Origin of the sequence: Xanthomonas euroxanthea, from assembly GCF_903989455.1 — a bacterium.
In the GTDB taxonomy this organism is placed as follows: domain Bacteria; phylum Pseudomonadota; class Gammaproteobacteria; order Xanthomonadales; family Xanthomonadaceae; genus Xanthomonas; species Xanthomonas euroxanthea.
In genome coordinates this window covers 1,218,194-1,241,700 of the sequence record NZ_LR861803.1, presented here as the reverse complement: position 1 = coordinate 1,241,700, position 23,507 = coordinate 1,218,194, and the positions used below count along the sequence as shown (strand labels likewise).

The following is a 23,507-nucleotide window of genomic DNA, read 5'->3' as shown; positions in this document are numbered from 1 at the left end:
ACACGTGATCATGTTTAGTATCCGGTGACGTCGAGGATGGGAGCGCGCACCCAGGCCTGGCCGTAGTTGCCAGGGGGCGGCTGTGGATTGCGGTCAGTACCGGTGCGCAGATCCTGAGCGGTGTCGATGGCGGATATGGATGCGACGTTGCCATTGATGTTGACCACGCCCTTGCGCCACAGCACCTGCACCTGCCACTGCGGGCCGCCACCAATCAGGCCGCCGATGGCCAGCATGATGTTGCCGGTGGAGCCGGCCAACGCGGCATAGGTTCGCCCGGCCGGCAAGGTGATCGACCCGCCCTGATTGGCATTGCCCTGCAGCAGCGCCCGCACCTTCATGTACTTCAGTGTGGCGTCGAAGTGCACCTGATCCGTATCGGGATTAGTGACCACCAGATAGTCCCGTCGCCCGAAGTTCGGCTCGTCAAACACGTAGGCGGCAAAGCTGCCGCTGGTCGTGAAGCCGGTGAACGTGAAACTATTTCCGGTCTGAGTGCGCGTTGCGAGCACGGCGTTGCTCTCACCCAGAAAAGCGAGGGCCGGATTGGTGCCGGTGACAGTCAGGCTCCAGGTTCTGAGCGTCCCGCTGCCGGTTGGCGTGATGGTCTGCTTCGACGCTAGCGCCAGGTTCTTCCATGTCTCAGAGATGACAACGCGATTGGGACCGGCCTCGAAGATCGCATAGGCCATCAAAACCTCCCGTAGAACAGCGTGCCGCCGGCGCGTGCCGTGAGTGTTGCCGAGGGCGATACCCAACTGATGGTGTTGCCGTCGTCACTGAAGTAAGGCAGCAGGCTGTTACCGGCCCCGGTGTCAGCCACAAACCAGTAGTAGAGCTGGTTGGCGCTGCCTGTGACCGGCACCGGCACCGAGCCGTTGCTGCCGCTCGCGATTCCGATTGCACCCATGTGCTGCGTCAACAGGTCCGAGTCGGCCTGATCGGTGATCTGCAGCAGCACGACGCCGGTGTCGGCGTCGTTGATGATCAGGACGTTGGTCATGTCACTCCATACCCGAGGGCAACCACACGGCGACCGTTGGGCGCGTAGGCGTAGAACTTGCCACCTACGAACTCGTTTCGGCCGCCACCCGGCGTGGCTCCGATGATCTCCACCACGTCCGCCGAGAACGTGATCTTGCCGATCCGGCCGTTATTCACCGACTGCATGCCGATGACTTTGCCGTTTACGTCCAGCGCCCACGTGTATGAGGCTAGGTAGCTGGCTACCCCATTCTCGGTGCTCGTGACCCGCGTGGAGATCGATTGGGTAACAAGAGCGTATTTGCTTTCAATGCCATAGGAGCCGGGCTGCCACGGGGAAGGAACAGTTTGGTCTGCACGTGCCTCTTCCAGCATGGGCCGCACCACCCAAGTGGCCGGACCATTAGCCTGCGCCACTGCCCAAACGACAAACCTCACATACGCTGCGTTACTGGGCGCTTGCAGCACTGCAGTTGCGCGAACGTAGCCGTTGAGATTGGAACCGCCTCCTGGCGAAGTGTGTCTTGTTCCGTCTACGAACGAGATTTGATTGCCATTGACATCGTAGAAGTACATCGAGACCCAGCTCTGCATTGTCGCCATTGCTAGCCATGCAGATGCGATGTACCGGGCCCCAGGCCTTGCCGCCAGCAATCCACAACTCACAGAAGCCGAGGTTGACCCTGGTGTCGTTGTTCCAGGATTGTGCATGACCAACGCATGCATAGCCCCCGGCGTACGGCTGTCAAAAATGATATCTCGACCTATTGCCCAGCCAGATCCGGAGTTTTGATAGGCCGACCAGTACGACGAATCTATCTCGAACCCTGCGTTTGGTAGCAGATTTCCGCTTCCGCCGAGTTGCGAGCGGACCGCCGTCAATGCTGTGCCCTGGCTCGTGACTTCGTTGCCGATTTGGGTGACCTGCGTCTGGAGCGCCTGCACCGCGCTGGCGTCTGCCTTGCCCGACAATGTGGACTGCACGGTGCTGATCAGCTGCGACAGCGACGAGATGTTGTTCTCGGCCTGCGTCAGACGCGTGTTCATCGCCTGCACCGCCGATGCATCCGCCTTGCCGGCGAGGCTGGACCGCACCCCGCTCACGTCCTGCGCGAGGACCTGCAGCTCCTGCTCGACCTGCTGCACGTCGGTGGTGACCTGCTGCATCGCCACGCCAATGGCGCCCACTGCCTCGGCAAGGCTCGCGTACTGCCCGATCAATGACCAATAGGCGGTATTGGTGATGGCAGTGCCCACCGGCACGTCCTGCCTGGCCACGTACAGCCCGCCGTCGTGCTTGACGATCGAGCCAGACGGCCATGCTTGGTCCACCCATTCGGGTGCTTCCACCAGCGCCTGCAGATTGGCCAGATCCCGAGCCTGCTGCTGCAGCTTGTCGGCGAGTTCCTGATCGCGCGCGATCGCTTCGAGGAAGCCCTGCCGGATCTCCTCGGTGGTCTGGTCGATCGCCTGCTGCATCTCCCCCTGCAGCTCGCCCAGGTTTTTGCCCAGCGTCTTGGTGATGTACTTGGCTGCCACCGACAGCGTGCCGTTGGTGTTGCGCGCGCGGATGGCAAACGTCCACTTGCCCGAGGACGGGATGGGCGAGTCGAATGCACCGGTGTGGTAGCCGCTGTCTCCGACCGGCGTCATGGTGTCCCACGCAGGCATCGGCGCGCCCTGCTCCGGGGCCTGGGCGTAGCGAATCTCCGCGCCGGCCAGGTTGGCCGACTGGATGGTGTCGGTCCAGAAACCCCAGGTGTAGCGCCGGATGCCGCCGGAGATCTCCTCCACGTCGAACAGGTCGTAGTTCACCGGCGGCGCGTCGGCGCCTACGGTCGTGAAGATCAGCGAGGCACCGATACCCATCTGCCCCTCCGGGCCGAACGGGCGCACGTTGATCGTGTAGGTGCCGGCGCGCGGGATCCGCCACCGCGCGGTGCGGGTGCGCGTCTGCGCCACTTCCTGCAGTTCGCTATTGCCGTCCGACGCCGAGGCATAGACCACCGCGTGATCGAACGGGCCAGTGATGTCGAAGGTCGCCACCAGATCCGTCGCAGTGACGTCGCCAGTGGTGATCTGGTCCTCGTTGATCGCCAGGTTGTTGAGGATCGGCCGGGTGGCCAGTGAAGAACCGTTCTCCGGCCGGATGTACTGGCCGGTCTTGACGAAGATCCAGAACTGCGGCGACTCGGGCACCACGGTGATGCCGGCACCCTTCAAGTCACTTTCGGGCGCGATGCTGGTAACGCGAACGCTATATCCCGGCGTTGCCTTAAAGTCATAGATCCAGATCGTGTCGTGCGTCGGGTTGTCCTGCCAGCCGCCGTCGACCATTGAGTCCGCATAGCCCTCGCCTGGCAGCGGCGCATCATCCGGCCACTCCTCCACCAACTGGATGACGTCGGTCGCCTCGGTGAAGCCCCGCACGCGGAACGTGCGGTAGACCGACTCCCCAGGAATACGCAAGCCGATGAACGCATTGCCCGCTGTGGGCGGCGGCACCGGCTCGTCCAGCGTCAGGGTAATGGTGCCCAGCAGCGGGCTGCGCTCGGCAGCAACGATGCGGCCACCGAAGCCCCACTGCGTGAGGTCGTGGGAGATGGCCAGCTTGCTCAGCCGGCGATAACTCAGATACTCCAGGTCCTGATCAAAGCTGATGTCTTTGTACTGGAACAGGCTCTGGGCCAGGTGGTAGCGCGCCATTTCGACCGCATGGGACTCACGCCGGATCCCTTCGCCGGTGAGGCGCGCCGGGTTGAGCATCGTCTCCACGCCGGGCGCCGGCACCCGCAAGGTCTCAACCTTGTTGGTCGTGCTGTCGAAGTAGCTGTATTCGATGCCGTCGGCAGCGCTGGCCAGCGTGTAGTCGACTGCGAAGCTACCCTTTTTCATCGTGGCCATGTTCACCACGCCCGACACCGGCTGCTCGTCGGCGGCCCACACCACCGACAGCCGGCCGCCGGCCCAGCTCACCTGCCCCATGCCCGCCAGCGCAATCGCCTGCAGCACTTCCTCGTGGTTGCGCTCCTCGGTCAGCCAGTAGTCGTACGTGTAGCCGTTGGCCTCGCAGTGGGCCATGAAGCCCTGCAACGACTCGATGTCGATCTCTTCGTCCGACTTGCCCATGCCGGCAATCAGCTGGCCCTTCTTATTGAAGTAGCCGCGGGCGTACTTGAGGATATGCGCGCCGTTGTTGCTGGTCTCCTCTGTTACCCAACTACCATTACGCCAGACCGGAATCGGCGCAGCGATGTGCTCGGCACGCAGCTCGTCGGGCTGGCCGTTGAGCTGTCCGGTGGCCTTCATCAGGATGCCGCTGCGCGAGATCCCGTCGTATGTCGCGGTATCGGCCTGGACGCTTCCCATGGTCGACCACTGGAAGTCGTTGCGCTGGTTGTTCGGGCCTTCGTAGTTACCTTGACCGAGGATGCGTACCCGCACGTCGTACTGGCCCTTGGCCACATCCGCCGACAGCGTCGCGCGCTTGCTGACGTCCAGCTTGTCACCGGTGTACGTCTGGGTGGCCAGCGTGGCCCAGATACCGGTGCCAGCGGGCGCATACTGCACCTGCACGGTTTCGGAGACGTTGTAGGTCTTTCCAGAGGTGCCGACGCCGCCCAGCACGTATTCCAGGTTGATCTGGATGCGCACGGTGTCGGCGCTGGTGGTTCGCGCGACGAAGTCGGCCGTGTCCGGCAGTTCGCCACCGTCGATGGTGTCGACATTGCTGTACAGCGGGATGGCCTGGTCTGGCATCTGGCTGTAGCCGGCATGAAAGACGCTCACGCCCTCGTAGTTGGCCAGCGGTGTGTCGCCATTGGAGAACGCGCCCACGCGTCCCACGCCGATGCCTGGTGTCAGCACCATCCCGAGGTACTGGTCGTCGCCTTCGTAGAAGGTGTAGGGCTTGCTGGCGATGTCGGGAGCAATCGGCACGCGGCCGAACAACAGGCCGAGCGGCTCGTAGGGGCGCATGCGATTGCGTGGCGCCCCAAGGCTGAAGACCGTGCCAGCCGTGCTGGCGGCCGGATTCTCGACCTTAGGCCCGAGCACCTTGTTGATCAGGATCGAGCCGGCAACAAACGCCGCGCTATAGGCCACTGCCGCACCTGTCGTGCCCAGGCCAGCGGCCCAGGTAGCACCCGCGCCACCGGTGAAATAGATCAGCGCTGCCATTGCCACGATGTACAGCGCGTTCTTACCGACGGCGCCACGCACCTCAATGACCTGGCGGTCCTTGGGAAAGACATGCGGCCACATGTGACGCGGCACCACACGCCCACCGATCGACACCGTCCACTGGCCCCGGTCCAGGTCCAGCACATGGCGGTGCAGGAACTCGCACAGCCGTTCGCCGGGCTTCAGATCCATCGGGATGTGCCGCTGGCCGTCCTGCGTGAGCGGATGCGGCGTCAGCACCAGCTGGCCTTCAATCGCAGGCGCAGTCATCAGACCCATGCGTAGTAACCCTCAATCCTTGCGCCGTAGTCCGGCAGCTCGCGCACCCGGTGAAGCCAGCTGCTGCCCAGCGCATGTGTTGTATGAAGCACCCAGCCCTCATGGGCGAGGTGAAAGAACAGCCCGACATGCCCGGGCCGCGTCTGGCCCTTGTCGAACATCAGCACCAGGTCGCCGTCGACTGGAGTGGTGGTCGGCACCGCATAGGCACGCGACAACTCGCCCAGCGCCACCTGCCCCGCAGCACCGCGCGGTCTGCGTGCGGGCATCTGTACCTCGCGACCAAACAGCTCGCGTTGCACTTGCACAACCAGGTCGGCGCAGTCGTAGCTGTCGTTGTCGTAGGGAATGCCCAGATACCGCTCGATCTCATTCGCCCGCATCAGTGGATACCTGGCAACGTGTGCGGGTTACCGCGCAGCTTCACGGCCTGCTGGCGCATGAAGAAGTCCACGCCGATCTGCGCGGTGATCAGCGGACCGCCGGCGCGTACCTGCGTCAAAGGCAGATAAAAGCGGCGCGCGATGACGTTAGGCGCGGTGCGATCGGTGATCAGGTAGCGACACATCACCAACTCGTTGGGCTGGACCCGCTCTAGATCCTCGGTGATGCCGCGCCCTACGTTGTCCACTTCCAGCTGCGCGCGTGGTGTCTGCCCGGCCTGGTCGGCGGGCGGCGTGAACCGGAATGGGCAACGAATATAGAGGTTGCCGTTGCTGGTCCAGTCCTGCGTGTCGTTGACGATGCGCAACACGGCAGCAAACGATGGCGCGGTCATCTCCAACAGCTCCAGCGGACCGTCCGTGTCGGTGACGCGCTGGCGGCGTTCCTGGAACGTGCTCATCGCAGGTACTCGATCTGCACATCACACTGGTAAGGCCGATCCACCCCTTCCACGGTGCGCAGCTCCCCGATATCTCCACCGACGAATTGCGCGGTGATCTGCTTGCCAGTTCGCGGGTGTGCCATGGTGAAAGTGCCAACCACCTTGATCACATCGAAGTACCAGTCCAAAAACGCCGTAGCGTCATCCACGCTGGAAAAGTCGAAGGACAGCGGCAGATTCACCACCGTCCGCGAATTGATCCGCTCCTGCTTGGCGAGGCCACGCTCCATCTCCGTGCGCTTGACCGAGGGCACGGGCCGTTCGCGAATTGCGTCGTAGAGCACGCCTACGTAGGCGGGAAGGCTTGCCATCAGCGGCGATCCTTGACATCGAAGCGGCCGCGAATCATGCCGGCCGTGCTACCACCTCGGGCAATCTCATTGTCGACGATGCTCAGTACAAGTTTCTTCATCTCCGAGCCGTCAGGCATCCGCTGTTTTTCTTCGCGGGCAGTGACCTGGCTTCCGGAGTAGTTGTTGATCTCGACGCTCATGCCACCAGCACCTGCAACGGATGGCCTTGCAGTGCTACCAACGAGCCCGCCGGCGGCATAACCGCGCCCCCTGCGGATCGTGCTCAGTAGCGAAGCGAACCCGCGCGGCCCGCCGATCGCAGCGATATCGAGCTGGCTCAGCACGCCCTCGCCCTTGTGCACAATGCCCGCCGGCTCGAACTTGCCGCCCGGCCCGGTGTAGCCGCCGGTGTCCCAGCCCTGCAGCGGGATCGTTTCGCGCTGCACGGCTCCCACCTGGCTGCCACCGAACACGCCGCCCAGCAAGCTGGTCATTCCCTTGCGCACTGTGATCCGCGCGAAGTCAGCGATGATCGAGTTCGCCATGTCCCTAAAGCTGACTTTGCTGTTGGTCGTGGCCTTGACCACCATGTCCTCGAATGAGGTCAGCGCAGACGTGGTGGCGCTCTCTACCGCGCCGGCTGCGTTGCTCGCCTCATCGCGGTAGTTGGCCCAGGCGGCGGCTGCGCCCCTGCCCCAGTCAGCCTGCGCCTCGGACATGCGCACGTAGCCGTCGCGAATGACCTGCACACGGCGCTCGGTTGCATCGCGCACGGCCTGCTCCTCTGCAGCGGCAGTGGCTTCGTCAATGCGCCCGGTGTTCTTCTGCAGGGCAAGCTCGGTGAGGCGCTGCGCTTGCTCCCGGTAGACGCCGTTGAGGCGCTGCTGGATCTCGAATTCGCGATCGCCCGCGCCGACACGGGCGATCATGGCGTCCATGTCTTCCTGTAGCGCATCGGTGCTGGCGTTGAGCGCCGCCTTGTAGGAGGCAAGCGCGTCCTCGCGCTGCTTCTTCAGCTTGCCCTCTTCGGTGGACAACACCTCAAGAGCCGCGGCGCCCTCGGTGCGCACCTTTGCCAGCTGCGCCTCCAACTCGCCGACCTGCTTATTGACGTCGATCGACTGTTTGCCGCTGACGTTGCGGCTATTCAGGTAATCGATCTGCTTCTGTAGCGACTGCGCCTCGGCGGCAGTGCCCCGCTCGGCCAGCCCCCGCATGCGCTGGTAGTAGGTTTCGGCCGATACCTCGCGCGCCTGGTATTGCGCCTGCAGAATCTTGGTGCTGGTGGCGATCTGCGCCTGCTCGGCGGTGAACGCATCCTTGATGCTCTGCAGGCCTGCAGAGCGGGCAGCGGTCGCAAGACTTGTCGCACCTTTCGCTCCTTTGGCTGCCGCTTCGGCACGCATTACCTTTTCACGCTCGGCGAGCAGCTTTGCGTCGGTAACTCCCGCCTTCGCCGCATCCTCCTTCATCTGCTTGATCTGACCCTCCAGGTCAAGCGTCTTCGCCAAGCGACTATTGGTGTCATCCTGGAACTTAAGGCTAGCCCGCGCTTGCTCAGAGTCGATAGCGGGTCCTCGATCGACCGTTGCGACCACGTTGGAAAAGTCCGGCCCGGCCGCGCTCTCCAGCGCGCCCTTGGATGCCTTGATGAGGCTGCCCAGCGCACCCAGCGAATTGAGCATGCCGCCGCCGATCGTCTGGCCAGCGGTGCTCTTATCGGCCTGATCCTGCTTTTGGGCGATCTCGTCCAACAGCCCCGAGTAACGAGCAAGGCCGCCGACGACGCCACCTGAGTTGGCCAATGCGGCGCTCAGCCTTTTCCAGACGACACTGTTGCCAAGCGCGTCCTGCTTGGAGATCACGCGGTCCAGCAGATCGGCGTACTTCTCCACCTCGCCCCAAGCGCCAGACGCCTCATCCTTAACACCCGTCCATGCTTTAGACATTGCAGGCATGTCGGTAAGCGCGCGCCGCGCCACGCTCTCCACTTGCTCGTCATAGAGCTTGACCGCCTCAGCGACAGCTTGTTGCTTGTTGCCTTCCTCGACCAGCGTGTTGATCCGCTCCAGCTGTGTCTGGGTCAGAAAGTGCTCTTTTTCGTTGAGCTCCAGGAGCGCCTTTACCGGGTCCTTGCGGATCTCAACAAACTTCGCAATGGTTTCGTCGATCGCCTGCCCCGTGGCCGTCTTCATCATCGCGGCACTGGCAGCAACTTGCTCAAACTGCTGCCCGGTGAACTTGCCAGTCTCCGCGACCTTGAGCACAGCCTCTCGAGCTGTACCCAACGAAATCCCGTCCAGCTTGTCAAGATTCGAAACCAAGCCCTCCAGCTGCCCAGTAGACGCAGCTGCGTAGTTACCTGTGTCTAACAGCGCCTTGCTGAAGGCGAAGGATCGATCCTCGCCCTGCTTCCAGGCCAGAGCTACCGCTGCCACGGCGGCGGCTGTGATCGTCAGCGGATTAACCATCCCGAGCAGCGCGGAGGAAACACCCGAAAGCGCCGGCCCGACGCCGCCGAAGCTGTCCTTGATCTGCCCACCCTGTTGCACCAGCACCGTGAACCACGGCATGCCACCTTGTAGGCTAGTGAAGATGTCAGTGAACTGCATCGGCAGCTGGGCCATCGCCTGACGCGTCTGCCCAGCGGAGATGCCCAGCTGCTTGATCGGATCGTTCGCAGGAAGCGGGGTACCTGCCTGCTTGCGCAGGTCAGTCAGCTGGCCCCGCAGTAACGCGAGGCCCTGCTTGATGTCGTTGACGTCCGCACTGATGCGAACACGCAGGTTTGCTGATTGGTCGGCCATTTACCGGGTCAGATCGTTGAGGTACTTCGTAAAGGCGGCAGGCTCAGCACCCATCGCCATCCGCACGGCCTGCGCCGTGGACGCCTCGCGCATCAGCAGCTGCTCGCGGTCATCGCGTATAGCAGCCGCCACAAATGCCTTTGCTTGCGCCCAGGTGTAGGTCAAGACATCTCGGCGCTGGTGACCTCGGGCGACGAGGAAGTGGATAAGGTCGGCCCAACCGATTGCGCCTGCGTCACTCCCACCGCATCGATCGCCTTGCCGGCGGCTCGCATCAGGCTCGGCAGGCGCTGGCCAAAAAAATCTTCGTTGAGCTCCACCACCGCCTCGGCCAGAGCAGCGGCATCTGCCAGTGAAGCGCCGCCAACCCATGCTTCCGGCTTGCCGGCCACGATGGCACCGCCCTTTGCGAAGGCATCGGCATCCTGCTCGAGCACGTCCATCATCAGCGCAGCCACCTCAATGGTGGCGCCTGCACTGACCAGGCTTGCGGCGACGATGACCCGGCCGATGATCGGCCGGGTTGCCTTGATGAAGGGGCCGATCTGCGCGAGTGTCAGCGGCGTCACTTCGACCTGCTCGCCGCGGAAGGTAATGGAGCGTGTGGGTGGCATCAGCACATCAATGTCGTCGCTCACTTCTCGGCATCCCAGGTGAAGTACTGCGACACGCCGGCCGGCTTGCTGGTGTCCTTGCTGAGGGTGCCGGTAACCGTGCCGGCGCCGTACTGCTCACCGATCAACGCTAGTTCGCCGATCACGCCACCGGAAACGCGGTAAGCCTGGGCGCGCACCTTCTTGCCGCTACGCGCTTCGTTGAAGCCCAGAAACAGCAGCTCGTACTCTTCGTTGGGTTTGACCAAGGCCTGCAGGCGCTCGGCTGCGCCGAAACTGTAGGTCACCTTGATGTTGGCCCCACCGTCCACCGGGTCGGTGATGGCCGAATCCGCCGGCACATAGAGCGCGCCGTTCTTGATGTCCCAATCCTTGCCCTTGGCGTACACCGCAGCGCCGGTGGTCGGCTTCACCGCGGTGATCTCGGCGGCCAGATTGGCTAACGGCGTCACGCCGTCTTTGTAGGCCACCACGGCCTCATCCACCGCATTACCGGCCACGATGGTCGTGGCGGTACCGCGCAGCACGTCGGCAAAGTTTTCCGCGCTGAAGTCATGCATGGTGAAACTCACCTGCACCTCGGTGATGCGGTCCACCGAGTTGCGGTTGCCGCCACCGGGCTGCGTGCTGTCGAGCAGGTTGATGCGATTGGTCTGCGGCGAAAAGCTAAACGCCGAGCAGTTGCCGACGCCGCGGAACGGCTTGGCCGCACCACGCTTACGCAGGTGCAGCTCGCCGCTACCCAGGTAGCTGTAATCGGGGGAATTGATGGGCATGGATGCTCCTCGTAGGTGCCGCGGGCGGCGTCAGGTGATGGGGATGTGGGTTTGGTAGGTGAGCAGCGCGCCGATCCAGCTCATGCCGGCCTCCGGCTTCACCGGCTCCATGGACACGTACTGCGGAAACTGGATGCCGTGCGGGTAGCGAAACTGCTGGTCGGCCATGGCCAGTTCGATGTCGGACACCAGGGCGTCCAGCTGGCTCTGCGCGGTGTCCAGCGGCGCGGGCACTTTGGCGACGATCACCAGCGTGGTGAGCCGATGAGTGCGCGTCAGCGCGCTCTCGCTGGCGCGCTGTTGCTTGGCCACCAGCACGGTCAGCACGGCAGTTGCGTCTTCGTCGACCTGGCCCGGCTCCAACGTCAGGCTATTGCCGGCGTCAGTCTGGTAGCCGCCCGCGCGGCTGATGCGCTGCAGACAAGCGCCGACCGCTGCGCGCAGGCTCTCGCGTGGGCTAGACATGGTCAGCCACCCATTGGCTGATGGACTCGTCCTGCCGCACGCGCTCCGCCAGCACCAGCGTCTCGCCGGGTAGCATCAGCCGGCCGCGCTTGGCCGGCTGCACCTGTGCGCGCTGGAAGGTCACCAGCATGTAGCCGGTGCTCACCGGCGCCAGGTCGCCACCAAAGTCGCGCACGTCGCGGTCAATCTGCACGGTGCACGGAACTGATTCCGCGGTATCGGGGGCCTGGTAGCGTGCCTCGCCATCAGCCAGGCCTACCTCAGCGAAGGCCGAAAAAGCGGCCGCATCGAAGGCTTGCAAGAACTCGCGCTGGCTCATGCACGCACCCGGGCGATCGCACTTTGGATGGCCTTGTCCAGCTCGCGGTTGAAATAGAACGGCATCAGCTTGTCCCAGGTGCGCTGGGCCAGGCCGTAGATGTCGTAGCGCGGCGTGTAGCTGGCGCGCGTGGTGAACACAAACACGCTGCGTACCGCGCTGCCGAAACCGGTGCCGATGCGCTCGTAGATGCCCGGCGCCAATTTGCCGCGCTGGCGCTGCAGTGCGAAGTAGCGCCCACCGCGGCGAACGGTGCGCTGCATGACCGCTACGGTGTTCAGCCGCGTGCGGCCGAGGTAATCGGAGCGGCTACGCTCGTTGCTGCGACGCTTGGGCTCTTCGGTGTTGGCGTTTTGGTAGGCGTCGCGTTGCGCGCCCAGCTGCGACAGGATCGCAGTCACCTGGCCGCCGGGCACATTGCCATACTGGTCAGTGCGTGTCCCGCGGCCGGTGACCGCGAACTGCCCGGCCGGCATCAGGCCCTTGGCCTGCAGCAGCACCTCGAAACCCTTCTTGCGCCGCTGCCCGCCGTCCACTTCCGTGCGCAGGTACTTGGCCGGCGGCGTGCCCTTGAAGGCCTCATCGCGCAGGAAAATCTCGGCAAACAGGCGGGCTTTGGTCGCCTTGCGGTACATCGCCGCATTGATAGTCAGCGCGGTCGGCCGGTCGAACACGCGCGGCGCGGTCCGCTTCCACACTTCGCGGATCTCGTATGCGGTGGCGTTGCACGCCTGCACGATGGCAAACGGCAGCTGCTCGCGCTCCAGCGCACTGAACTGACGGCCCAGCAGGTTGTCGGCATCCACGGCGATGCGGATCTGGCTCACGGCGAAGCCTCTGCGGCCGGTGTGCCCTGCACCTGCTCGATCTCGCCCAGGTTGGCTTCGTAGAATTCCAAGCAGCGCTTGCGCCCACGCGAGACGTCCAGCACCTGCTCCAGCGTGCCGTTCTTTACCCAGGGGCAGCGCTGAGTCAGGCGCCGATCGATTTCCACATAGGTACGCACCGGCACCGCAACCACGGCCGGCGCCGGTGTCACCACAATCGGGCGCGCCGGATCTGGCCGGGCGGCCTTGTTGCCACATCCAGCCAGCAGCGCGGCCAGCAGCGCAGCAGTAAGCAGTGCGCGCATCAGTAGCCTCCCAGGCTGGGGCATGCCGCGGCCAGCGCCTGCAGTGCGGCGGTGCACTCGGCCGGGCGTTGGTCGTATTCCTGCTTGAACGCCTTCGCGCTGCGGTCGGCAGCGGCCTTGGCGGCTTCGGTCTTGTCGCGCAGGCCGGCGTTGCGCTCCTGCAGTACACGCAGCTTCTCGGCCTCGGCCTGCAACTTGGCGGCGATGGTCGCCAGTGCGGCATCCTTGTCGGCGTTGTTACGCTCCAACTCGGCGCGCTTGAGCTGTGCCGCTTCCAGGGCCGATGTGCGATCGCTCTGGCACTGCGCCACCTGGCGCGTCACCACGATGACCTGCTGGCCCTTGCGGTAGGACGTGAGTGCAGCAATCGATAGCAGCGCGGCCAGGAGCGCACAGACCACCTTCAGCCGGCTGCCTGGCTTGCGCAGCCAGGTCAGTGCATCGGCAGCCCATCCGAAGACCAGCGCCACCAGCGCCTTAAGGAAGGCCAGAATATTCATCGTTCGCTCTCCCGGCGACGCCACGGGTAGATCAGCAGTACCGTCAGGCACACGCGCACGAGCAGCACGTACCAGGGTGCGGGTGTGTGCTGCGCCAAGTCGCGCAGGAAGATGCCCAGCATCCCGACCGCCAGGCCGATGAAGCAGGCGCCCCGCAGCGCCCAGGCGGCGCGATCGCGCACGCGCTCACCGCCATGAAAGGTGTGCAGCAGTTGCCAGGTCGTGGCGCAAAACACCGCCAGCGTGCTGACCAGGCTCAGGAGGTAGATGCTCACGCGGCGCCTCCTGCCCGGCCAGCCAGCCGGTCGGACCACTTCTGCAGTGCGCCCAGGTAGTGCGGCAACATCGGCTTGATGATGAAACCGCTCAGCCCGCTCACTGCAATGCCGATGCGATGCACCGAGGGAAAGTAGTTGGCCAGCGCCACCACGATCCAGCCGGCCGCCAGCGCAAACCCCAGCACGAACAGCCCCAGCAAGCCCACGCGCAGCAGCAACGTCAGCCACCGCACGCCCGGGCCGCCACTGGGCGCGGACACCTTGCCCACGTCGATCTCGCTGAGCAGCAGTAGGCCCACCAACGCGCCCACCACCGCCGCCAGAAACCACGACTGCGGGATACCCAGGAACAGGTGCTCGCTGCCGGTGATCACCTCGGTGACCACTGCACTGCCTGCGCTGGTGGCCACCAGCAACGCGGCCGTCTTGAGCAGCACCGTGGCGCCGCCGTCCATCACCGGGCGATCCCCGCCAGCTCCACGCCGTCCCAGATGACGGCATCGCCCCAGAAGTTGCCGCCGTTCTCGTGCTTGGCGATGGACTTGGCCAGCTGAAACGCCGTAGCCGGCGCTTCCACGTTGATGCGCTGGTCCACGTCCACACCCAGCGCGGCGGCGACCTGGCGCGCGTAGGCGCCGGTGTCGTTCTCCACCGGTGGCGCCCAACGGTTGATGATGCCGCGCACTGTGCGCAGGCCATGCTTGCGCTGGTAGGTCAGCAGCGTTTTGACCAGTGCACGGAAACCGTATTCGGGAGTATCGAACACGGCAAAGCGCGCCTCACGTGCGCGTACGGCCGCGGTGCGATCTTCGCCCTGCCAGGCCACGCCCGTGCGATCGATGTTGCCTGGATTGTTGTTGCGGACGCCGCGCGGCGGGGCCATGTGCTGATCCTTGGGTCAAGTCGAAAAGAGCCACCACCGCACGCGCCACCCGGGCATCTGCGTGCGGTGGTGGGTAAGGCTTAGGCGGCCACCGGCGTGGCAGTACCCGGGGTCAAGCGCACCAGCACCGTGGCGACGCCGTTACCAGCCGCCTCGATCGCGTAACCGATGCTGTTGGTGTCGCCGGCACCACCGGCAGCGGCAATGGCCTGCTTGGCGTCGACGTCCCAGTTGACCGCGGCGCCGACGGCAAACACGGCGGCAGACAACTTGGGCAGTGCAAACACGCCTTCGACGTGCGCGGCGATGGTGTCGCCAATTGCGCCGTCGGTGACGGCAATGCCGACGAGCTTGCCGGCGGCGATCACACCGCCGCTGGTGACCGCAGCGGTCAGGGTGACGTCCAGCACGCGGCCGTCTTGATATGCATTTTTCATTGGGAGTACTCCAGATACGAAGAGACTCCGCACCGCGCCTGCGGTGCGGCAGGCGGCTTACTGGCCGGGGTTCTTGTAGATGCCGCGGTAATCGGCGATGGCCGGCGCCGCATCCATGCGCACCTTCCAGGCCACACCGTCCACGGTGAATCCCTCGTGCTGCTCCAGGTACGGCGTCTGGTTGCCGTCCAGGTAGCCCACCACCAACGCATCCACGTAGGCCGAGTTGGCCAGGCCATACCACGCCTTCGGGTCTGCCCCATCCAGGCGGCCATCGCTCTCCACTTCGAAGGTGTTGCGCACGATGTTGGGCGTGGTCTGGTTGTTGGCCCCGCCAACCGCGTACTCGGCGGCACGCACGGTCAGTGCGGCGCCGGAGAGCGCCACCGGCGTCAGCAGGGTCTTCATCGGCACGCGGATGACGTTGCCGTCGGCATCCTTCTGCAGCGCCATGCGCGCCTGCATGGCGCTGACGCTTTCGGTGGTGATCGTCGCGGACGGCAGCAGGTTGCCGTGGTCGGCATGGAACAGCGTCTTGCCGTCGGCCAGCTTCGGGTTCTTGGTGATCAGTTCGAACACCGCCTTGGCCAGCGTGCGCTTGGCAGCCTGGCCCATCTTGCGCGGCACATCGCTGAAGATGCCCAGGTCGTCATTGATGACGGCCTGTCGGGTGATGGTGTACAGCCGGCCCCAGGTCACGATCTGCATCGACTGCGACTGCTCGCTGAAGGTGCCCTGCTTGTACTCACCGCCCTCGCGAACGGGCAGCAGATCGGAGAATGCGCCCAGGCCCACCAGGTTGGTCGGCTTGAAGTCCGGCACGCTCACCGCGCGGGTGAACTCGCTGAAGCGCTCTTCCACTTCCTGGTAGCCCTGCAGCACCGACCGACGCGCGGCATCGCCCAGCAGCGCCGGGAAGTCCGAAGTGGAATGGGTAAACGCCATCCCCACGATCTCGCGTCGGTCCATGCCGCGCGGATTGACGCCCGCCTGCACCAGGCATTCGCGCGCCATCTCGGCCAGCGAGTGGCCACGGTACGGATTGTCCGCAGCCGCCTGCGCCATGCCCACGCGCGCCTGGATGGCGTTGGTCATCGCCGCTCGCACGTTGTCGCGCTGGTCGCCGCCTGCGACCACGCCGGCGCGGCCGTTGAGTGGCTCGCCGTTGCGGCCCATCAACGCCAGGATGTGGCGGCCAACATTGTCGGCAGTGACGTTAGGGTCGGCTGCGGCAATGACGCCATCCACATAGGCGCGGATCTCCGCATTGCCCATGTGCGGCTCGGCCATCGCCATGATGTCGGTGTTGCGCCCGCGCATGGCAACGAGCGCTGCCTGCACCGCAGCGGCAGCGTCCGGCGCGGCGGCAACTACCGGCACGGGTGCGGACGCAGCCGGCGGCGGCGTCACGGTGGTGGTCGTGGTTGCACCCTGCCCGCCACCGGCGTTGGCGAGGATGCGGAGATAGGTTTGCTGGGTCATAGGATCCTCGATGTGGCCAACAACGGCCGTTTGGGTGACCTCGGGAAGTGAGGCGAAAACGCTGGGGCTGAGCGCGGCGGCAATGTGCCCGCGCAGCTGCGCGGCAACCGGGCCGGGCGCTTGGGTGATGGCCTGCAGATAGCCGGTGAGCGCCACAACGCAGGCTCCCTCAGCGCGGGCGGCGGCCGCGGTGTCTGCCACGCGGTCGGCAAAGCCGAACTCCACCGCCTGCGCGCCGGTGTACCAGTGGTCGGCGCCGTCGGTGAGCAGTTGCTCTACTTCGCTGCGCTTGCCTGTCTTGGTGGCATAGGCCTCCAACATCGCGCCGGCATGCGCGTCGAGCGCGGTGGCGTACTGGCGGAAAGAGGACGCGTTGCCGGCGGCAATCGTGTGTGGCGCATGCACCATCAGCAGCGAGCTGGCATACATCACCACCTCATTGCCGGCCATGGCGATCAGCGAGGCAATCGATGCCGCCTGGCCGTCTACAAACACCACCTTGTGCGCGGCGTGCTGGCTCAGTGCGTTGTAGATGGCCATGCCATCGGCCACCACTCCGCCGCCGCTGTTGATGCGCACGTGGATCGTGCCGGCGGTGATCTGGTTGATCTGCTCGGCAAGCTCCAGTGCGGAGACCGATTCAGACCACAGGCTGTCGCCGATGGTCCCGTAGATCATCACCTCGGCGACGTCGTTGGCGCGGGCCTCGATCTTGAGCAGGCAAGGGCCGAGCGCCTGGCCGGCATCGGCAAGCACGCGGCCCAGCGCCGCAGTGAGTGCATGGGGTCGCATAGTTAGATGTCCCTCAACATGTCGCGCGAAAGGTCGGCGCGCAGCTGCGCCCGTGCTTCCGCTGGTGCCGGCGTTGCCGGCTGCAATTGCTGCTGCTGTTGTTGCCAGTCCTGGCGCTGGCGCAGCACCTCGTCGGGGTTGTTGCCGTACTGCAGCGTGTTTTGCTGCGGGCTCACCCAGCCACGGTCCTCGGCCTCGCCCTTGGCGTAGGCCTCTTTGAGCGGATCAATCCACGGCATGATCGGGCGCACATACGTAGACGCCGCCAAATGGCGCAGCGACCAGCCGCGCGGCAGGCGCACCTTGCCGGCGAGCACCGCCGCCTCTACGAAGCGCTGTCGTTGCGGCCGCACCGACATCGCAATGAAGCGCTCGGCCAGCATCAGGTAGCTGCCCCACTTCTCGACCAGCTCCTGCCGCTGCGCGGAGTACGTGCCGTTGTAGTCAAGCGACAGGCTTGAGAAGCTCACGCCGATACCGCCGGCCGCAGCGCGCAATTGTTCCTTGCGCCAGGTTGCCGCATTCGGGTTCGGGCGGTCGGTGCCCAGGCTTTCGATGGATTCGCCCGGCAGCAGGTCGTCGAAGATGGCGCCGGGCGCCATGCGCAGTTCGCGCACCGGTACGCCTTGCTGCATCAATGCGACGCCGCCCAGGCCTTCGCCGGCCGGCTGGTAGAGCTCGCCCGAGCCCTTCTTGATCTGGAACGTCATTGAGGCAGCCACCTTGGCCGCGATGCGTTCGGATTCCTCGTAGTCCTTGACGTCTTCAAAGCGCGACATCGCGCTGGCAAACACGCTCAAGCCGCGCACCTGGTGGAGCCGCTTGAGGTTGGCAATGCAGTGCATCACCTCTGAGCTGACGCGCTTGGTTTCCGTAGTCCAGCCGAGCGGGTCGCCAGGGTGCTGCTTGTACACGTGGTAAGCCACCGGGCGGCCCCACGCGTTGCGCTCCACGCCCTGCAGGATGTTGCGCGCCGGGTCATTGAAGTCCAGCGGCACCAGGTCGGCCTCCAGCATCTCGATGCTGTACGGAACGCCGCCGCCATGCTCCAGGTACGGCACAGTGCCGACCAGATCCTGGTAGAACGCCTCGCCGTCACGCAGCCAGCTGCGCGCCAGCAACTGCTGGCACGCACCGTAGTCGTGCGCACGGGTGACTTCGGGCGCGTCCCACCACACGTCCCACAGCTCATCCAGCTGCAGGGCCAGCTCGCGATTGATCGGCTGGCCCGCCAAACGCGGCGCAGAGAGCACGTCGATGCCGGAGCCCACGGTGTTTTGCACCAGCACGTTGAGCGCGTTGTCGGCCAGGTCCAGGTCGCGCTCAAGGTGGCGCGCTTGGTCACGTAGCTGGCGCGCATCCATGCCGGCAATGGCATTACCGCTGCCCCAGTCGCGCGCTAGCTTGCGGCTGCGCGATGGGCGGGTGACTTCGTGCGCCCGCGCCAACACGCGCAGGTGCTCGTTACCCTGAGCTAGCTCGGTTTCCTTAGCGGCGATGACATCGGCAGCGCGTGCTTCAATGACACGCACGCTGCGGTCTTGGGAAACGGCGGCGCTGAGGCGCTCGCGGGCAATCAGTGCGGAAGCCATCAGGTCCGACCACCGAAATCGGCAGTGGCCCAGCGAGCACGACGGCCGGCGCCGGCCTCGCGATCTACCGCGCCCTGCCACTCCTGGCGGCCCTTGCGGATCTCTGCCAGATCCGCACGGGTGAGCATGCGCTCACCGAATCGGAAGCTCTGCCCCTGCAGCACGGCAACCTCTGCCTGCTGGTACGTGGTGAGCATTTCCTGAGCCGTCTTCATGAGAGATCAGGGTAGGCGTTACATCGTCCGGAAACCTTGAAACATCGGGACTCCGCAAACCATAAGCTCTTGATTTTTAATGCAGACAGATCGCCAAAGTCCTTGAATTTTCCCAACTTCAGGACTCATCATTAGCGGAAATCGCAAATCTGAGGAAACAAATGCCGGCTCATTGGAAAAAAAAATATCGTCCGGATCTAATCATTTCGCGGATAAATAGGTCCATTAATTACAGTTCAACCGGAATTAGCTTTACAGGATTCGATTATCAGGAGCACTTACCGGTTCTTGCTTCAATGATTGAATTCCCAACGGCCGCGCTTCGCCAAAATAAAATAGCGCTAATCTGGGGTGCAATCCGACGGACTCGCGACCGCCTTACCCCGGAATCTTTCCTGATCGCATTAAACGAAGAACTGAGTAAAACGCTAGCCCAAAAACAAAAGATGTACTCGCTCATTACCAGCCTTTCAATCGAAAGAAAAGGCTTTCCTAAAACCATCAAATTGGCGGATTGCAAGATTACGTTCCATGACCTTAGACTCCCCCGAAAATTCAGCGTAAGGAATACGCACTTAAGTGACGCAAAGATTGACATCCCGCCAACACCGGAAAATTATTGCTTCGTGCAGGTCGACGTAACCGAGCGGTCCCCGGAAACCGCCGGCGAGAAAGCTATTGAGCTGCTAGATTACTTGCGAGGACTGCTCGCTATGCGCTGCAATTTCAACATGGAATGGTCATTAGACGGCCATTCCTCATTCAGCCCCATAAACAGGATTCGCACCGGCGGCGTTCACACACTTCATTTGCCCGATGGGACCGATTCGAACGGACCATTGTGGTACGAGCCAAACTTCAAACCGGCTAAGATTTATCGGTTCAAAGAAGGAGCTAAGATGGGAAAAGCAGTTATTAACGATGAAAAATGCATTAGCCAATGTAAATATGAAAGCTCGATAAGAAAGGCCGTTACATCATATGCTCGCTCGTTAGACCAACGCGATCACACCACGGCCTTTGTAAAACTATGGTCTGCACTTGAATCGCTCACGACTCCCAACCAAGCAAAATACGATGACCTGATTCGGCGCTGCAGTTTCATTTTCACCGAGAGCGACTATCACAAGCAAATGCTGGAGCATCTTCGGGACTTTAGGAATCGCTCTGTGCATTCTGAAAGTGAGTCCGAAAGCGCTCGAACCAATTGCTATTTATTGCAAGATTATTTCCGAGGAGCCGTCAGATTCTATGTGTCGCAGCGAAAGACATTCTCCACCCTAGACGAAGCCAATGGATTTTTAGACCTCCCTGCTGACAGGTCACAGCTTGCCTGGCAACTCAAATTACTCAAGAAGGCCGTTAAATTCACTACTCCTCGCACCGAACTCAGCGAGACTTGATGCCTTGCGACTTTGCGGGCCTCGGCAGACCGCCTGGAAAAAGTTCATACAATTTGGTACGGGATAGCTGGAATCTGCACACGACCTCCTTGACGCTTGCCCCGTCATGAATAGCAGCGGCTATTTTCTCGACCGGATAGCGCCGATGTTCTGCGGGGAAATAGAGTCTCTCTCCAGCAAAGCAGGCCATGATTACATCCACGAACGGAACTGCTGTTTTTTCGTTTATCCCTGTTTCGCGACGCATCGCCTCAAGCATTCGCCGCCTCAATTCGATGGTGGTACCGACACGTTTAGTCATTAGAAGCTCCAGTCGCCAGACACGAGTCCGGTCGAGCGCTGCGGCAGCGAAGTGTCTTGATGTTGCGACTGCGCGCGGGCGCGCGGTGTTTCACGGGAATCAGGCTCACCACCTTCATTTCGCCCCTGCCGTTCCGAGAGCGCATCCCAATCCGCTTTGTTGTAGCGATGCAATCGCATTTCAGGGTGATGGCTTGCTGCATATGCATACACCCAGGTATCCAATGGCTCATTACGTACGACCCGCTTCTCAAATCGGTTCTTCACCGGGTTGTAGACCTCGGACACAAGCCCTGGAAAAAACTCCGGCGGCAACTGGTCGCTGAAGTGCACAAGCCGCCCGTCGGCCTGCCGCTCGGCGTCGGCTGACAGTCGACTGTAGAGGTAGTGCTTCGCCGCCACGCCGCCCACGTGGTAGATCGTAATGCCGCGCTTGTCGGTGCGCCCGCGCCAGGTCACATCCGCCAGCTTGCCCTTCGACAGGATGGGCGCGTTGTTCGGCACGGCACCGAAGATGCACATCGGCCGGGTGATGAGTCGCTGGCGCACGTAATGCTTCACCGCCTCAGTGCGATGACCACCAGCGTCGATGGCGGTGGCCAGCGGCCGAAGTTGGGCACCGTCTTCGCGTTCGATCGGTCGGTTGAGCAGATCGGTCAGCGCTACCCACACCGCTTCCTCCGCTGGGTCGCCGGGCAGTTCCACGTAGTCCAGCGTCCAGGCGGCCATTCCCCTGCCCCAACCGACGATATGCACCGCCAGGCGATTGTCCTGGGTGTCTACACCTACGGTGATGGCAAGCACGCCGCGCGGCGCGTGCCGCAGGCGGTATGGCTCGGCACGATCGGCGATGACGTTGTGCTTCACCGCCCGCATCGATGGGTCCTCCCACGTCTCCGCCAACCGGTCGTTGATGAAAGTCTTGAGCGATGCCGGGTCGTTCTGCGCGTCCATCCACTCGCGCGCCAAGTCCGCCCACCGCGGCCCCAGGCCGAACTGATAGTAGAGGCAGTTGATCGTGTAACCGCGCACGTCCGAATCCGGGTTTGCCGCCACCCAGCGGCCGGCAGCGATCATGTCGGTCTTGTGGTGCTCTTCGATTGCGGAGCCGCACTCGCTGCACCCGTACCAGGCGTGCTTGGCATCGGGTGACCACACCAGGCCGCTCCAGCTCAACGCCTGGTAATGGCCGCAATGCGGGCATGGCACGTGGAACCGGCGCTGATCGCTCTTTTCGTAGAGCTTGGCAATGCGGCTCAGCCCCGCGATCCCGGGGGTGCTGATGTAAAGGCGCTTGTAGGTGGACGGGAATGCCGAAGTGCGCCCGTCCAGCATCTTGACCGGGTCGTCGCCGGTAATCAGCTGCTGCGGCGCCTCATCGATCTCATCGACGCCCAGGTATTTCACCGTCGTGGATTTCAGGCGCTGCGGGCTGCCCATATGCTCCACGTAGAGCTGGCCGCCGGCGAAGTCTTTGAACGTGCGCTGGTTGGCGCTGTCGCGGCTGGCGGTGCTGCTAAGCGCGCGACGCACCGCCGGGCACACTTCGATCATCGGGTTCAACTTTTGGGCGATCCATTTGTTCATGGAGGCCTCGCCCGGCAGCGCGTACATGATCGGCGCCGGTGCGTAGTCCATCCAGTAAGCAATGGCGTTGGTGGCCAGCTGGCTCTTGCCGAACTGGATCGGGAACATCGCTACCAGCTGGTGCACCGAGCTGCGCGCAGACATCGCGTCCATCGGCTCGCGCAATGGCGGATTGCGGTCGGTGACCCAACGCCCCGGCTTGCTGCTGCCCTTGCTCGACAAGCGCATATGCTCATCGCACCACTGCGACACGGTAAGCGGGCGGCGCGGCTGCAATGCACGCGCGAGCACCGCATTGATGCGGAGGGATGCCGATGTGTTCAAAGGGCAACCTCGTAGCGACGCACCGGCTTCAACACGATGCGGATGGCACGCACTGCATCGGCCTCGAGTCGGTGCTGGCTCGGAACGACGCCGCAGCAAATCATCAGCACGACGGCAGGCGTGTACAGATAGGTCCACCACCAGGCCACCCGCACCATCATCGTATATCGCTGCTTGTTCATCGCGCTGCTCCTTGGTCTTGGCGAACGCCTGTTTCGTGAAAGGCCGCCTGGTCGAGGTAATGCCGCACCCGCTGCTCCCGTACTGCGCCGTAAAAGTGCGGATCCACTGCCGCGATCTCTGCAGCCTCGCGATACGCCCTGGCCAACTCTGGGTCGCACTCGCGGATGAGGTGGCGTTGGTTGTTGTCCGACCTCACCCCTCTACCTCCGCCGGTTTGGTAGCTGATCGAAAACCGCGGCTCATCTCTTCCAGCGCATGGGTCAACTCGTCCCACAGCAGCTGCCGCACCTTGGCCTCATCGGTCGCCGCGGCCAGCTGCGGGGCTAGCGTGTCAGGGATGCGCTCCAGCGCCACGCGCAGGCCCGTTCCCGCTTCGGAGATAGCCTGCTCCACGTCGGCGCGCGGCAGCAGTTCGCCCAGCTTCTCGGCCAGCTCGATCTGCGCCATCTGAGCATCCGTCTCGGCCTTGTCCGCCAGCGCCTTGGCCTTGCGTTTAGCGTCGCTGGTCTGTGGCTCGTCGCTCTCGTCCTGCTCGTCGCTGCCCTCGCCCACCAGCGCCGCGCCGCGGGCCTCGGTGTGGCGCGCAGCAACGCCAGCCCGCGACGGGTCGCGGGTCTGCTCGTAAAGCGCCAGGGAAGCGCTCTTGAGATAGCCCTTGCCGCCGTCGGCCTGCACCAGCCGGCCGTTGCGCTTGAGCTCCACGATGTAAGACGGCCGGCAGCCGATGTAGGCCGCCAGCTCCTTGCCCGTCACTACCACATCGTTGTCCGTCATACCCAGTGCTCCACTTCTTC

27 protein-coding genes are annotated in these 23,507 nt (G+C 63.6%); 1 reads left to right on the top strand and 26 read right to left on the bottom strand.

Annotated elements, in window-relative coordinates; translation table 11 throughout:
* Positions 1-14: 14 nt before the first annotated feature.
* The 22 genes from H7A86_RS05360 to H7A86_RS05255 form a co-directional block, all read right to left on the bottom strand.
* On the bottom strand, positions 15-692 hold the full coding sequence (locus tag H7A86_RS05360; RefSeq protein WP_119130869.1) for a hypothetical protein: 678 nt from the start codon (positions 690-692) through the stop codon (positions 15-17).
* Positions 692-1,003, bottom strand: a complete 312-nt coding sequence (locus tag H7A86_RS05355; protein WP_119130868.1) for a hypothetical protein — start codon at positions 1,001-1,003, stop codon at positions 692-694. Before H7A86_RS05355 ends, H7A86_RS05360 begins: the two co-directional genes overlap by 1 nt.
* Positions 1,000-5,445 (bottom strand): host specificity factor TipJ family phage tail protein, encoded by a 4,446-nt coding sequence (locus tag H7A86_RS05350; protein WP_119130867.1) that lies wholly within the window; start codon positions 5,443-5,445, stop codon positions 1,000-1,002. The genes H7A86_RS05355 and H7A86_RS05350 overlap by 4 nt, the downstream gene beginning before the upstream one ends.
* A complete protein-coding gene (locus H7A86_RS05345; protein ID WP_119130866.1) occupies positions 5,436-5,828 on the bottom strand; it encodes an NlpC/P60 family protein in 393 nt (130 codons plus the stop codon). The genes H7A86_RS05350 and H7A86_RS05345 overlap by 10 nt, the downstream gene beginning before the upstream one ends.
* Positions 5,828-6,289 (bottom strand): DUF1833 family protein, encoded by a 462-nt coding sequence (locus H7A86_RS05340; protein WP_104582067.1) that lies wholly within the window; start codon positions 6,287-6,289, stop codon positions 5,828-5,830. Before H7A86_RS05340 ends, H7A86_RS05345 begins: the two co-directional genes overlap by 1 nt.
* On the bottom strand, positions 6,286-6,642 hold the full coding sequence (locus tag H7A86_RS05335) for a hypothetical protein (protein ID WP_119130865.1): 357 nt from the start codon (positions 6,640-6,642) through the stop codon (positions 6,286-6,288). The genes H7A86_RS05340 and H7A86_RS05335 overlap by 4 nt, the downstream gene beginning before the upstream one ends.
* Entirely contained in the window at positions 6,642-9,431 is a 2,790-nt protein-coding gene (locus H7A86_RS05330) for a phage tail length tape measure family protein (RefSeq protein WP_119130864.1), read from the bottom strand. The genes H7A86_RS05335 and H7A86_RS05330 overlap by 1 nt, the downstream gene beginning before the upstream one ends.
* Positions 9,432-9,596 carry a hypothetical protein gene (locus H7A86_RS05325; RefSeq protein ID WP_180707848.1) on the bottom strand — a complete coding sequence of 55 codons (165 nt, stop codon included), beginning with the start codon at positions 9,594-9,596 and terminating at the stop codon, positions 9,432-9,434.
* On the bottom strand, positions 9,593-10,069 hold the full coding sequence (locus tag H7A86_RS05320; protein ID WP_180708038.1) for a hypothetical protein: 477 nt from the start codon (positions 10,067-10,069) through the stop codon (positions 9,593-9,595). The genes H7A86_RS05325 and H7A86_RS05320 overlap by 4 nt, the downstream gene beginning before the upstream one ends.
* Positions 10,066-10,821 carry a phage tail tube protein gene (locus tag H7A86_RS05315; protein ID WP_119130863.1) on the bottom strand — a complete coding sequence of 252 codons (756 nt, stop codon included), beginning with the start codon at positions 10,819-10,821 and terminating at the stop codon, positions 10,066-10,068. Before H7A86_RS05315 ends, H7A86_RS05320 begins: the two co-directional genes overlap by 4 nt.
* Positions 10,822-10,851: 30 nt before the next feature.
* Positions 10,852-11,286, bottom strand: coding sequence for a hypothetical protein (locus H7A86_RS05310; protein WP_119130862.1), 435 nt, complete (start codon positions 11,284-11,286; stop codon positions 10,852-10,854).
* A complete protein-coding gene (locus H7A86_RS05305; protein ID WP_119130861.1) occupies positions 11,279-11,605 on the bottom strand; it encodes a hypothetical protein in 327 nt (108 codons plus the stop codon). Before H7A86_RS05305 ends, H7A86_RS05310 begins: the two co-directional genes overlap by 8 nt.
* Positions 11,602-12,432 (bottom strand): hypothetical protein, encoded by an 831-nt coding sequence (locus H7A86_RS05300; RefSeq protein ID WP_119130860.1) that lies wholly within the window; start codon positions 12,430-12,432, stop codon positions 11,602-11,604. Before H7A86_RS05300 ends, H7A86_RS05305 begins: the two co-directional genes overlap by 4 nt.
* Positions 12,429-12,737, bottom strand: a complete 309-nt coding sequence (locus H7A86_RS05295; RefSeq protein WP_119130859.1) for a hypothetical protein — start codon at positions 12,735-12,737, stop codon at positions 12,429-12,431. Before H7A86_RS05295 ends, H7A86_RS05300 begins: the two co-directional genes overlap by 4 nt.
* On the bottom strand, positions 12,737-13,237 hold the full coding sequence (locus tag H7A86_RS05290; RefSeq protein ID WP_119130858.1) for a hypothetical protein: 501 nt from the start codon (positions 13,235-13,237) through the stop codon (positions 12,737-12,739). Before H7A86_RS05290 ends, H7A86_RS05295 begins: the two co-directional genes overlap by 1 nt.
* Positions 13,234-13,512 (bottom strand): hypothetical protein, encoded by a 279-nt coding sequence (locus H7A86_RS05285; RefSeq protein WP_119130857.1) that lies wholly within the window; start codon positions 13,510-13,512, stop codon positions 13,234-13,236. The genes H7A86_RS05290 and H7A86_RS05285 overlap by 4 nt, the downstream gene beginning before the upstream one ends.
* Positions 13,509-13,970, bottom strand: a complete 462-nt coding sequence (locus H7A86_RS05280) for a hypothetical protein (RefSeq protein WP_119130856.1) — start codon at positions 13,968-13,970, stop codon at positions 13,509-13,511. Before H7A86_RS05280 ends, H7A86_RS05285 begins: the two co-directional genes overlap by 4 nt.
* The gene (locus tag H7A86_RS05275) at positions 13,970-14,398 is read right to left on the bottom strand and encodes a structural protein P5 (protein ID WP_119130855.1); all 429 of its coding nucleotides are present in this window, start codon (positions 14,396-14,398) and stop codon (positions 13,970-13,972) included. Before H7A86_RS05275 ends, H7A86_RS05280 begins: the two co-directional genes overlap by 1 nt.
* A gap of 80 nt (positions 14,399-14,478) precedes the next feature.
* A complete protein-coding gene (locus tag H7A86_RS05270) occupies positions 14,479-14,835 on the bottom strand; it encodes a DUF2190 family protein (protein ID WP_119130854.1) in 357 nt (118 codons plus the stop codon).
* 57 nt (positions 14,836-14,892) lie between these two features.
* Entirely contained in the window at positions 14,893-17,109 is a 2,217-nt protein-coding gene (locus tag H7A86_RS05265; RefSeq protein ID WP_119130853.1) for a ClpP-like prohead protease/major capsid protein fusion protein, read from the bottom strand.
* A 2-nt stretch (positions 17,110-17,111) separates the two neighbouring features.
* Positions 17,112-18,701, bottom strand: a complete 1,590-nt coding sequence (locus tag H7A86_RS05260; protein ID WP_119130852.1) for a phage portal protein — start codon at positions 18,699-18,701, stop codon at positions 17,112-17,114.
* Entirely contained in the window at positions 18,701-18,916 is a 216-nt protein-coding gene (locus H7A86_RS05255; RefSeq protein WP_119130851.1) for a primosomal replication protein PriB/PriC domain protein, read from the bottom strand. Before H7A86_RS05255 ends, H7A86_RS05260 begins: the two co-directional genes overlap by 1 nt.
* A 161-nt stretch (positions 18,917-19,077) precedes the next feature.
* On the opposite strand from H7A86_RS05255, the gene H7A86_RS05250 reads away from it, so the two are divergent.
* Positions 19,078-20,319, top strand: coding sequence for a HEPN domain-containing protein (locus tag H7A86_RS05250; RefSeq protein WP_147421305.1), 1,242 nt, complete (start codon positions 19,078-19,080; stop codon positions 20,317-20,319).
* Here the strand turns inward: H7A86_RS05250 and H7A86_RS05245 are convergent.
* The 4 genes from H7A86_RS05245 to H7A86_RS05230 form a co-directional block, all read right to left on the bottom strand.
* Positions 20,306-20,620, bottom strand: coding sequence for a hypothetical protein (locus tag H7A86_RS05245; RefSeq protein WP_147421304.1), 315 nt, complete (start codon positions 20,618-20,620; stop codon positions 20,306-20,308). The two genes, H7A86_RS05250 and H7A86_RS05245, sit on opposite strands and share 14 nt — an antisense overlap.
* The gene (locus H7A86_RS05240) at positions 20,620-22,530 is read right to left on the bottom strand and encodes a phage terminase large subunit family protein (RefSeq protein ID WP_119130850.1); all 1,911 of its coding nucleotides are present in this window, start codon (positions 22,528-22,530) and stop codon (positions 20,620-20,622) included. The genes H7A86_RS05245 and H7A86_RS05240 overlap by 1 nt, the downstream gene beginning before the upstream one ends.
* Positions 22,527-22,712, bottom strand: coding sequence for a hypothetical protein (locus tag H7A86_RS05235; protein WP_119130849.1), 186 nt, complete (start codon positions 22,710-22,712; stop codon positions 22,527-22,529). The genes H7A86_RS05240 and H7A86_RS05235 overlap by 4 nt, the downstream gene beginning before the upstream one ends.
* Before the next feature lie 193 nt (positions 22,713-22,905).
* Complete coding sequence (locus tag H7A86_RS05230; protein WP_119130847.1) at positions 22,906-23,487, bottom strand: hypothetical protein; 582 nt, start codon at positions 23,485-23,487, stop codon at positions 22,906-22,908.
* Positions 23,488-23,507: the final 20 nt, after the last annotated feature.

Bases quoted from the DNA above. Each gene is read 5' to 3' on its own strand.
- H7A86_RS05340 (WP_104582067.1), bottom strand. From the start codon at position 6,289: ATGAGCACGTTCCAGGAACGCCGCCAGCGCGTCACCGACACGGACGGT.
- H7A86_RS05230 (WP_119130847.1), bottom strand. From the start codon at position 23,487: ATGACGGACAACGATGTGGTAGTGACGGGCAAGGAGCTGGCGGCCTAC.
- H7A86_RS05360 (WP_119130869.1), bottom strand. From the start codon at position 692: ATGGCCTATGCGATCTTCGAGGCCGGTCCCAATCGCGTTGTCATCTCT.
- H7A86_RS05255 (WP_119130851.1), bottom strand. From the start codon at position 18,916: ATGAAGACGGCTCAGGAAATGCTCACCACGTACCAGCAGGCAGAGGTT.
- H7A86_RS05275 (WP_119130855.1), bottom strand. From the start codon at position 14,398: ATGGCCCCGCCGCGCGGCGTCCGCAACAACAATCCAGGCAACATCGAT.
- H7A86_RS05245 (WP_147421304.1), bottom strand. From the start codon at position 20,620: ATGACTAAACGTGTCGGTACCACCATCGAATTGAGGCGGCGAATGCTT.
- H7A86_RS05280 (WP_119130856.1), bottom strand. From the start codon at position 13,970: ATGGACGGCGGCGCCACGGTGCTGCTCAAGACGGCCGCGTTGCTGGTG.
- H7A86_RS05250 (WP_147421305.1), top strand. From the start codon at position 19,078: ATGCCGGCTCATTGGAAAAAAAAATATCGTCCGGATCTAATCATTTCG.
- H7A86_RS05260 (WP_119130852.1), bottom strand. From the start codon at position 18,701: ATGGCTTCCGCACTGATTGCCCGCGAGCGCCTCAGCGCCGCCGTTTCC.
- H7A86_RS05310 (WP_119130862.1), bottom strand. From the start codon at position 11,286: ATGTCTAGCCCACGCGAGAGCCTGCGCGCAGCGGTCGGCGCTTGTCTG.
- H7A86_RS05315 (WP_119130863.1), bottom strand. From the start codon at position 10,821: ATGCCCATCAATTCCCCCGATTACAGCTACCTGGGTAGCGGCGAGCTG.
- H7A86_RS05295 (WP_119130859.1), bottom strand. From the start codon at position 12,737: ATGCGCGCACTGCTTACTGCTGCGCTGCTGGCCGCGCTGCTGGCTGGA.
- H7A86_RS05265 (WP_119130853.1), bottom strand. From the start codon at position 17,109: ATGCGACCCCATGCACTCACTGCGGCGCTGGGCCGCGTGCTTGCCGAT.
- H7A86_RS05330 (WP_119130864.1), bottom strand. From the start codon at position 9,431: ATGGCCGACCAATCAGCAAACCTGCGTGTTCGCATCAGTGCGGACGTC.
- H7A86_RS05235 (WP_119130849.1), bottom strand. From the start codon at position 22,712: ATGAACAAGCAGCGATATACGATGATGGTGCGGGTGGCCTGGTGGTGG.
- H7A86_RS05290 (WP_119130858.1), bottom strand. From the start codon at position 13,237: ATGAATATTCTGGCCTTCCTTAAGGCGCTGGTGGCGCTGGTCTTCGGA.
- H7A86_RS05270 (WP_119130854.1), bottom strand. From the start codon at position 14,835: ATGAAAAATGCATATCAAGACGGCCGCGTGCTGGACGTCACCCTGACC.
- H7A86_RS05335 (WP_119130865.1), bottom strand. From the start codon at position 6,642: ATGGCAAGCCTTCCCGCCTACGTAGGCGTGCTCTACGACGCAATTCGC.
- H7A86_RS05305 (WP_119130861.1), bottom strand. From the start codon at position 11,605: ATGAGCCAGCGCGAGTTCTTGCAAGCCTTCGATGCGGCCGCTTTTTCG.
- H7A86_RS05345 (WP_119130866.1), bottom strand. From the start codon at position 5,828: ATGCGGGCGAATGAGATCGAGCGGTATCTGGGCATTCCCTACGACAAC.
- H7A86_RS05350 (WP_119130867.1), bottom strand. From the start codon at position 5,445: ATGGGTCTGATGACTGCGCCTGCGATTGAAGGCCAGCTGGTGCTGACG.
- H7A86_RS05355 (WP_119130868.1), bottom strand. From the start codon at position 1,003: ATGACCAACGTCCTGATCATCAACGACGCCGACACCGGCGTCGTGCTG.